This window comes from Accumulibacter sp. (genome assembly GCF_016789985.1).
GTDB lineage: Bacteria > Pseudomonadota > Gammaproteobacteria > Burkholderiales > Rhodocyclaceae > Accumulibacter.
On sequence record NZ_JAEUOL010000262.1, the window covers coordinates 1 to 9,981 of the forward strand.

5 protein-coding genes and 1 pseudogene are annotated in these 9,981 nt (G+C 63.0%); 4 read left to right on the forward strand and 2 right to left on the reverse strand.

What is annotated here, in order from left to right; all coding sequences use genetic code 11:
• Both JNK99_RS14915 and JNK99_RS14920 read left to right on the forward strand, forming a co-directional pair.
• Nucleotides 1–337 (forward strand): OsmC family protein (locus JNK99_RS14915; RefSeq protein WP_291854429.1); only part of this gene is annotated, 337 nt, incomplete at its 5' end.
• Between the two features lie 230 nt (nt 338–567).
• Nucleotides 568–3,258 carry a bifunctional acetate--CoA ligase family protein/GNAT family N-acetyltransferase gene (locus JNK99_RS14920; protein ID WP_291854431.1) on the forward strand — a complete coding sequence of 897 codons (2,691 nt, stop codon included), beginning with the start codon at nt 568–570 and terminating at the stop codon, nt 3,256–3,258.
• Between the two features lie 123 nt (nt 3,259–3,381).
• On the opposite strand, the gene JNK99_RS14925 is transcribed toward JNK99_RS14920, so the two are convergent.
• Nucleotides 3,382–3,579 (reverse strand): DUF3460 family protein, encoded by a 198-nt coding sequence (locus JNK99_RS14925; protein WP_291854433.1) that lies wholly within the window; start codon nt 3,577–3,579, stop codon nt 3,382–3,384.
• 373 nt (nt 3,580–3,952) lie between these two features.
• Here JNK99_RS14925 and JNK99_RS14930 point away from each other — a divergent pair, with 373 nt between their 5' ends.
• Nucleotides 3,953–8,848 (forward strand): calcium-binding protein, encoded by a 4,896-nt coding sequence (locus JNK99_RS14930; protein WP_291854435.1) that lies wholly within the window; start codon nt 3,953–3,955, stop codon nt 8,846–8,848.
• 377 nt (nt 8,849–9,225) lie between these two features.
• Nucleotides 9,226–9,726 (forward strand): hypothetical protein, encoded by a 501-nt coding sequence (locus tag JNK99_RS14935; RefSeq protein WP_291854437.1) that lies wholly within the window; start codon nt 9,226–9,228, stop codon nt 9,724–9,726.
• 136 nt (nt 9,727–9,862) lie between these two features.
• Here the strand turns inward: JNK99_RS14935 and JNK99_RS14940 are convergent.
• Nucleotides 9,863–9,981: pseudogene (locus JNK99_RS14940) on the reverse strand (ISAs1 family transposase); the annotation flags it as partial.

Genomic DNA, 9,981 nt, shown 5'->3' on the forward strand with positions numbered 1-9,981 from the left:
CCTGATCGCCGATGAACCGGTCGCCCTGGGCGGTGAGGACGCCGGCCCGGCGCCCTTCGATCTCCTGCTCGCCAGCCTCGGAGCATGCACCTCGATCACCCTGCGCATGTATGCGCAACGCAAGCACCTCCCCCTCAGCGGAGTGCACGTCGAACTGACACACGACCGGGTCGAACTCGAGGACGGCGGCAAGGGCGATCGCATCAAGCGCCGAATCAGCCTGGAAGGTGATCTGACCACCGCCCAGCGCAGCTCGCTGCTGGCGATCGCCAACAAGTGCCCGATGTACCGCACTCTGCGATCCGAGATACGAATCGACAGCCTGGTCGTCGAGTAGGCCATGCCGGCGACCGGGCGGGCTGGCGCAAAACCTCCGCGGCATTTGGGCACGGAGACCGCGCGACGCGCCCGACACCGGCGTTCCGGCCTGGCCCGGAAGTGCAAAATGTCGCAGACCCGGGCAATTAGGACATGGCCTCTAGAGACTTTGCCGACCATCTGTGGTAAATTGATGCAGTGCAACATCCACCTCAGCGGCACCTCTCCAGAGAGAGGTGAAACCTCCCCATGCTAGAACATCACTACCTCACCACTCTCTTTGAACCCAAGTCGGTTGCCGTGATCGGCGCCTCCGACCGCCAAAACTCGGTCGGCAACGTGCTATTCAAGAACATCCTCGATTCGGGCTACAAGGGGCGTCTTTACCCGATCAACAGCGCCCACGAGACGATTCAGGGCGTTCAGGCCTACAAGTCGATCGAAGAGATCAGCGCTCGCGTCGAACTGGCAGTCATCGTCACACGCGCCCAGACGGTGCCGAAAATCATCGAACAGTGCGGCCGCGGCGGCGTCAAGAACGCCATCGTGATCACCTCGGGTTTTGCCGAGGCCGGTCACTCGGGCGCCGCGCTCGAGCGCAAGATGATGGAGATTGCGCGCAGCTACGGGGTACGGCTGCTCGGTCCGAATTGCCTGGGCATCATTCGCCCGCATCTTGGCCTGAATGCCACCTTCGCACGCGTCAGTGCCCACATGGGCAATCTGGCCCTGGTTTCCCAATCGGGTGCGATCTGCTCGGCGGTGCTCGACTGGGCGACCAGCAACCGCATCGGCTTTTCCAGCGTCATCTCGCTCGGCGGCACGGCGGACGTCGATTTCGGGGAGATCCTCGATTACCTGATCTACGACAACCTGACCCATTACATCCTGCTCTACGTCGAGGGCATCCGCGATGCCCGCCGCTTCATGAGCGCCCTGCGTTCGGCGGCGCGCATCAAGCCGATCGTCCTGCTCAAGGCTGGCCGGCACGCCGGCGGGCTGGCGGCAGTCGAAACGCACTCGGGAATGGCGGCCGGCTCGGACGTCGTTTTCGAGGCAGCCGTCCGCCGCGCCGGCGTCGTGCGCGTCAAGAACATCGGCCAGTTGTTCTACGCCGCCAAGGCCCTCGCCTCGAAGTTCCGCCCGCAGGGCAAACGCCTGGCGATCATCACCAACGGCGGTGGCCCCGGCGCCATGGCCGCGGATCGCGCCGGCGATCTCGAGATTCCGCTCGCCCAGTTGTCGGCCAGCACCATGCAGGCGCTCAACGCTTCCCTGCCGCCCACCTGGTCACAGAGCAACCCGGTGGACATCGAGGGTGACGCCACCCCGAAACGCTATTACGACGCCATCCTCGCCGTCGCCGAAGACGACGCGGTCGACGGTGTTCTGGTCATGCTCTCGCCACAGGCGATGACCGAGCCGATGGAGGTCGCCAAGGCGGTGATCGAAGTCGACCTGCTGACCGCCAAGCCGATCCTCACCTGCTGGATGGGCGAGGCGCAGGTACACCAGGCGCGCAGCCTGCTCGAAGATGCCGGCATTCCCTCGTTCCGCATGCCGGAAACGGCGATCGAGCTGTACTACCACATTTCCACCTACTACTGGAACCAGAAGCTGCTGCTGCAAACCCCGGCGCCCCTGTCGAAGCATTCCCGGCCGGAAACCGAAGGTGCCCGGATGTTGATCGAGGCGGTGCTGCACGAACGCCGCAGGCTGCTCTCCGAAATGGAATCGAAGGCGATCCTGCGTGCCTTCCGCATCCCGGTGGCACAGACCATGGTCGCCCACACGCCGACCGAAGCGCTGCTGCTGGCCGAACAGATCGGTTTCCCGATCGCCATGAAGATCGATTCGCCAGACATCGTCCACAAAAGCGAGGTGGGTGGCGTGCGGCTCAACATCACCAATGCCCCGGCAGCCCGCAATGCCTATCACGACATCATCGAGACGGTCAAGAAACGGCACCCGACGACGCGCATCAACGGCCTGTCGATCGAACCCTACCTGGCGCGCCCGAACGGCCGCGAACTGATGATCGGGGTGTCGCGTGATCCGATCTTCGGTCCGATCATCACCTTTGGTGCCGGAGGCACCGAGGTCGAGGTGTTCAGTGACCGGGCGGTGGCCCTGCCGCCGCTCAACCGCTTCCTGGCCCGCGACCTCATCCAGTCGACGCGCGCCTCGAAACTGCTCGGCGAGTTCCGCAACATGCCGCCGGTCAACCTGGAAGCCCTCGAAGACGTCCTGCTGCATGTCTCGCAGATGATCTGCGAACTACCCTGGCTGCAGGAACTCGATCTCAACCCGCTGATCGTCGACGAGAACGGCGGTATCGCGGCCGATGCGCGCATCGTGATCGATTACGCGGCAGCGTCCGGCGACCGCTATGCGCACATGGCGATCCACCCCTACCCGGTGCACCTGATCCAGGATTGGGAACTCCCCGATGGCCGCACGGTGACGATCCGCCCGATTCGTCCGGAAGACGCCGAGCGCGAGCAGCAATTCGTGATCAACATGTCCGAGGAGAGCAAGTATTACCGCTTCATGGATACCATCCGCGAACTGACGCAGACGATGCTGGTACGCTTTACGCAGATCGATTACGACCGCGAGATGGCGCTGGTCGCGACGCTGCCCGACGCCGACGGCAAGGAAGTGCAGATTGGCGTCGCGCGCTACGTCACCAATCCGGACGGCGAATCGGTGGAATTTGCCTTGGCCGTCGCCGACGACTGGCAGAAACACGGGGTCGGGCGCAAGCTGATGAGCGCCCTGATCGACTGCGCGCGCGCCAAAGGCTTTCGCACCATCGTCGGCGATGTGCTGTCAATGAATACCAAGATGTTCAGCCTGATGACCAAGCTCGGCTTCACGATTCACCCGCACCCGGACGACCCGGCGGTCAAACGCGTCATCAAGCCCCTGAACAACTAGGGGCACCCTTTCAGGGGCTGGGGACGAGGCAGCGCGTCCACTCTAGCGAAGCCGAAGTCTTCGGCCCCGCCCGGGCAACGGCCGGACGAATCTCGTCCGGCCGTCTTCGCTCGTCGGCCAGCCCTACGGCTGCTCGAAGTTGACGTCGTAGGGGTAGGGGCGATGCGCTTCCCGGGCCTGCTGAAGCGACTCCTGCTCGTTCAGGTCCACCTTCCTGTCCCACCAGATGGCCCTGCCCCGTCGCTGATCCTCGGCCCACTCGGGGTGCTGGGCCATCATCTCGCGCATGAACTTGGTGTGATCGGATTCGTACAACGCCATCTCGGATGCTCCCAAAAAAGCTTTGCTGGTGGAAAGGGTAGTCCGGAGATTATACGCCCTATACGCCCGCCGCTGACCCGACAGGCGAGCGCCGTGCCGCCCGACGTTCGATCACAGCGCAGTTGCCATGATGCCTTGCCGGCCCACCTTGAGGGTGATGCCTGCGGCGTTGTTCGAGTGCCTTCAGCACGCCCGCACATTCCGGTTCCGCAACCGGCCAATGCTCCGGCGCAGCAATTCCTCCTGGCAGCGCTGCCGCAGGAGAATCCCTGTTTAGAGGAATTTTTTCACTTGACTTTAGCCAGCCTCGACTATACTGAACGCGTTGTTATCAGTTTTCTTTATACAGACACCGTCACACAGGAGAGAGAGCATGAGCACCATCGGGACGCCTACCAACGGCAACGACAACATCACGGTTCAGCCGCCCGGGGCGGACTACGTCAACGGCCTGCTCGGCAACGACGTGCTCACCATCGACTGGTCCATCCTCACCGAGGACATCCGCTTCGTCGGCGGGTGGAACAACCGCGAGTTCACGGACGACTTCTTCAGCACCGTCGGCTTCGTCAACTTCGAAAGCGTCACCTTCAAGGGCGGTTCGGGGAATGACGACCTGAGAACGACGGATGGCAACGACCAGCTCTTCGGCAACGACGGCAACGACACGCTCTACAGCGGTCTTGGCGCCGACCTGGTCGACGGCGGCTCTGGCCTGGATCGCTGGGTTGTGGACTACGGAGGTTCTGCGGCCGCCTTTACGGTTGTCCTGCCGACCGGCGCGGTGACCAACACGGTCATCGGCAGCGGCGCGCAAATCACCGGTATCGAGGCGCTGTCGATCACCACCGGCGTAAACAACGATACGGTCGACACCTCGGCCTACAACGAAAACGACAGTATCGTCACGGGTTCCGGCAACGACCTGGTGAAAACCGGGGGGGGCAGCGACTATGTGGATGGTGGTACGGGTACCGACCAACTGGTCGTCAACTGGAGCACCACGACCAAAGGCATCGTGGTGACCGAGGATGCCTGGCGCCTGGTGTTCCAGAGCAGTCGCCTGAATCCCGTGTGGTCGATGGAAGCGCGCTACTTCGAAAACTTCGACATCACCGGCGGTTCGGGGAATGACGATCTGAGAACGAGGGATGGCAACGACCAGCTCTTCAGCAACGCCGGCAACGACACCCTCTACAGCGGCCTCGGTGCCGACCTGGTCGACGGCGGCGCCGGAGTGGACCGCTGGGTCGTCGATTACGGAGCTTCCGCAGCCGCCTTTACAGTTGTCCTGCCGACCGGCGCGGTGACCAACACGGTCATCGGCAGCGGCGCGCAAATCACGGGTATCGAGGCGCTTTCGATCACCACCGGCGTGAACAGCGACACGGTCGACACCTCGGCCTACAACGAGAACGACAGCATCGTCACGGGCTCCGGCAACGACCTGGTGAAAACCGGGGGTGGCAACGACTACGTGGATGGTGGTTCGGGTACCGACCAGCTGGTCGTCAACTGGAGCACCACGACCAAAGGCATCGTGGTGACCGAGGATGCCTGGCGCCTGGTGTTCCAGAGCAGTCGCCTGAATCCCGTGTGGTCCATGGAAGCACGCTACTTCGAGACCTTCGACATCACCGGCGGTTCGGGCGGGGACGATCTGCGCGGCGGCAATCTCAATGACCGGCTGATCGGCAACGCCGGCAACGACATCCTGTATGGCAAGCAGGGCATCGACATCATCGACGGCGGCATCGGGACGGACAAATGGGTGGCCGACTTTACCAACGTCATCCAGAATGTGACGGTCAACATCGACGTTGCCGCCAATGTGGCGGCAACCGTGAACTTCGGCGCTGGCCCGGGCGTGGCCAGCGGCGCTTCGATCAAGAACGTCGAAAGCCTGGACATCGACACCGGCAACAGCGCCGACACCATCACGGCCAAGACCGGCGCTTTCAACGACGTCTTCGAAACCCGCGGCGGTGACGACACCGTCGCCACCTACCGCGGCAAGGACTATGCCGACGCTGGCGACGGCACCGATACCCTGGTGATGAACTGGGCGGCAGCCGGCGCGATTACGGTCGAACTTCAGGAATGGTGGCGAATCATCTACAACTCGGCGACCGCTGATCGCCTCGAAGCACGCTACTTCGAACGTTTCAACCTGACCGGCAGCGGCTTTGACGACGATCTCCGGGGCGGCGCGCTCAATGATTACCTGTATGGCTATAACGGCAACGATCGCTTGAACTCGGGTTCGGGCAGCGACACGGTCGCCGGCGGTGCCGGTAACGACACCTGGGTGGCCGACCAGAGTGGCAACATCAACTCTCTCCTGATATCGGCCCTGGGCAGCCAGACCTCTGCGCAGGGCACTGCGGCCGGCATCAGGATCAGCAACATAGAAGCCATGGAGCTCAGTTCCGGGAGCGGCAACGACAACCTGTCGACGGCCGGCTATGCCCTCAATGACCGCATCCTCGGCAACGGCGGTAACGACACGATCAACCCCGGACGCGGCTTCGACTATGTCTCCGGTGACGGTGACGGTGCGGTCACCGCGGGTAACGACAAACTGGTCCTCGACTGGAGCGACGCGACGACCCCGATCGTCGTCACCACCGAGGAGTGGTGGCGGCGGGTGATGGAAGACGAGAACGGCAACGGTCCCGCCACGCGCAGCGTGGAGGCGCGCAACTTCGAGCAGTGGGACCTGACCGGCGGTTCCGGCAACGACGATCTGCGCGGAGGCGACAGCAACGACCGTCTGATCGGTAACGCCGGCGACGACCGCCTGTCCGGGCGTGCCGGCACCGACATCATCGATGGCGGCGAGGGCAATGACCTGTGGCAGGCGAATCTGTCTGCACTCAACACGGCGATCCTCGTGGACGCGACCACCAGCCAGACGACCACCCAGGGGACGGCAGCGGGACTCTCGATCAGCAAGATCGAGGCGCTCGATATCTACGGTGGTACCGGCAATGACCAGTTCTCGACCGCCGGCTACGCGCTGAACGATGCCATCCGCGGTGGCAGCGGCGATGACGTCATCAATCCGGGGCGCGGTTTCGACTACGTCTCGGGCGACAGTGACGGCGCTGTCACTGCCGGTAACGACAAGCTGGTTCTCGACTGGAGCGATGCCACCGCGGGGATCAAGGTCACCGCCGAAGAATGGTGGCGGCGCGCGCTGCAGGACGACACCGGGACCAGCCCGGTCACCCGCACCCTGGAAGCGCGCAACTTCGAACTCTGGGACCTCACCGGTGGCTCCGGCAACGATGACCTGCGTGGCGCCGGCGGCAACGACCGTCTGATCGGCAATGCAGGCGATGACGTCCTCGATGGCCGTGGCGGTCTCGACATCGTCGACGGTGGCGCCGGCAACGACAAGTGGCGGGCGGATCTCGGCGCCAACGTAAACATCGTCAGCTTCAACGCGGCGACCAGCCAGACCGTTGCCCAGGGCACCGGTGCCGGATTGTCGATCGCCAAGGTGGAAATGCTGGACATTTTCGGTGGAGCGAACAACGACAGTTTCTCGACCGCCGGTTATGCCTTCAACGATGCCATCCGGGGTGGAACGGGCGATGATGTGATCAATCCGGGGCGCGGTTTCGACTACGTCTCCGGTGACGGTGACGGCGCGGTCACTGCGGGTAACGACAAACTCGTGCTCGACTGGAGCGATGCCGCAGGCGGCATCATCGTCACCAGCGAAGAGTGGTGGCGCCGCAACTTCCAGGCCGGACCCGACGCCGCCGATGGCAGCAGCCCGAACCATACCATCGAAGCCCGCAACTTCGAGCGCTGGGACCTGACGGGCGGCGCCGGCGACGATGACCTGCGCGGCGCCAGCGGCAATGACCGGCTGATCGGCAACGCCGGTGACGATGTGCTTGACGGCCGTGGCGGGGTGGATACGATCAGCGGCGGTAGCGGTATCGATCTCTTCCGTGGCGATTACAGCGGGGTGGTGGCGGACATCTCCCTGACCATGTCGGCAGCCGGCGGCGGCACTGTGGTCGGTGTGGGCACCACGCTATCCCAAATCGAGCGACTCGATCTGACCACGGGGGCGGGCGCCGATACGATCAGCACGGCCAGTCTTGCCCAGGACGACAGCATCCGCACGAGCGGCGGCAATGACACGGTCGATGTCGGGCGCGGCAATCACGACCTGGCCGACGGAGGAGGCGACTTCGACACCCTGGTCGCCAACATGGAAGGGGCGACCTCCGGTGTGCAGTACGTTTCGGAAGGACCCTACGGCAATCGTTTCGCCGATGCGCACCGGGATTACACCCTCGATTACCGGAATTTCGAGGTTTACAAACTGACCGGGTCGAACTTCAGTGACAAGCTGTCCGGCGGAGGCAACGCCGACCTGCTCGCTGGCGGCGAGGGTACCGATCTGCTCACCGGCTGGCAGGGCGACGACCAGCTCTTTGGTGGAGCCGGTCCCGATCAGTTCCGCTTTGCGCAATGGTGGACCGATGGCCGCGACACCATCAACGATGCCGAGGCCGGTGATTTCATGCGCATCTCGGGGATAACCCTGGGCGGCGTCATCACGACCGGAACGGGTGCATCCCTGGCGCTTGGACAGGTCCAGGTCGAAACCAACCTGGTCGGGGGGCACTCCATAACGACGGTCCACGTCGGCTGCGACGGCGCGCTTGGCGCCGATCTGCACATCGACCTCAAGGACGTCACCCTGGCACCAGCGGCGTTCAGCCTCAGCGGATCGGACATCAAGATCATCAGCGGCTCGACGACCGCACCGACTGTCGGGAACGATCTCTTCATCGGTACGGCGGGGAACGACAACCTGAGCGGCGGTGCCGGCAACGATATTCTGCAGGGCGCTGGCGGCGACGATGTGCTGAACGGGGGAGCCGACGTGGACATCCTCACTGGCGGACTGGGGCTCGACAACCTGATCGGCGGGAGCGGCGCCGACACCTTCGTCTACCTCGGCCTGACCGACAGCCCGCGCGGTGTCGGTCGAGACATCATCACCGATTTCTCGACGGTCGAGGGCGACAAAATGGATGTCAGCGCGATCGACGCCAACCCGGTGCTCGCCGGAGACCAGGCGTTCACGCTGGTGGCGAGCTTCACGGGCGCGGCTGGGCAACTGGTTTTTGATGCAGCAAGCCATGTCGCGCAGTTCGACCAGAATGGGGACGGCTTCGCTGACCTGGAGATCCAGCTCACAGGTGTGGCATCGGTCGCCGCCAGCGATTTCGTCCTCTAGGCGAGTCGCCGGACTTGAAGCGGAGCGCCTGCCCGGGCGCCCGCTTCACGAACACCGCAGGAGTTGCTCCTGCCAAGGCCGTGCTCTTCGAATCGGCGCGTACTCCGGTGGCGGCCGCCCCGCACCGCGTCGCCCCTTGGCCCACCCTTGGCCCACCCTTGGCCCACCCTTGGCCCGCTTGTGGTCGCGAACACCACGTTGGGCCTCATAGCCATGAATACTCTCGAGGATCACAATCAAGACTTGCCAACATGGCTTCGGTGGCTTTCATCGCTTCTAGGAATCGGTTTGAGCGTTGGTAGTCTCGCAATGCTTTACTGCCCGCCTGAGAAGGTCAGCCGTGACTCGATGGCAAGGGCACGGTTATCAAAGTCATTTTGGAAAGCACTGACGTAACCACGCCATTTTTGTCAATCTTCCTAACTGGTATGGCGCTTGTCGTATTCGGAATTAACGGCATCGGCTTCGCGAAGATCACTGCCGCCGGTTTTAGTGCCGAAGCCCTGGATGCAACCGCTGCTGCGACCAACTATTACAAGGCCCCGAGTGAAGATCGTCCACAAACCGAGGTCAAGGTTGAGGAGAAGGAATCTCCTGATCCGGCGGACGTCCCTACTGGCTACTTGGAGGCCGAGGATGGAGGAAAGTACGCCGTTTTCAGGCTGAATGAGGTTCCCTCATCAGTTATTGCTGACGCATTGACGTCGTGGCCGAAGGACGACATTAAACCTGAAGACCTCAGTGGATTTGAATTTGCAACAAGGAAGACCGGAAAGGGAAATCACCCTTGGACTCTGAAGTTCAAAGGAAAGAAAGCAGTTATCGTTTCCTACGGCGGCTTCGCCAAGGCAGGGCCAACTGTGTCCCATACCGAATGAGGCCAACCCATCATTCCACCGGACCTGCGCGAAAAGCCGTGCAATCCGGTGAATTCAAACGATAGCCACAAGAGAAGAATCGGCGCCACTCATAGAAAGCCCACCCTTTCCACCACAGGGCCTCCGCACTCGGCTGTCATAGCGGTCTGAGGCCAAGAATCCTGAGCCGAGCGTCGTCGTCCCAAGCGGCCCGTTTGCGCTTCAGGCGCAAGCTGGTCTTGGTGTTGTCGGTCGCATCGAGGCGAATCAGGTTGA

Coding starts and splice junctions, on each gene's coding strand:
- JNK99_RS14925 (WP_291854433.1), bottom strand. CDS start 3,579: ATGGCGTTGTACGAATCCGATCACACCAAGTTCATGCGCGAGATGATG.
- JNK99_RS14930 (WP_291854435.1), top strand. CDS start 3,953: ATGAGCACCATCGGGACGCCTACCAACGGCAACGACAACATCACGGTT.
- JNK99_RS14920 (WP_291854431.1), top strand. CDS start 568: ATGCTAGAACATCACTACCTCACCACTCTCTTTGAACCCAAGTCGGTT.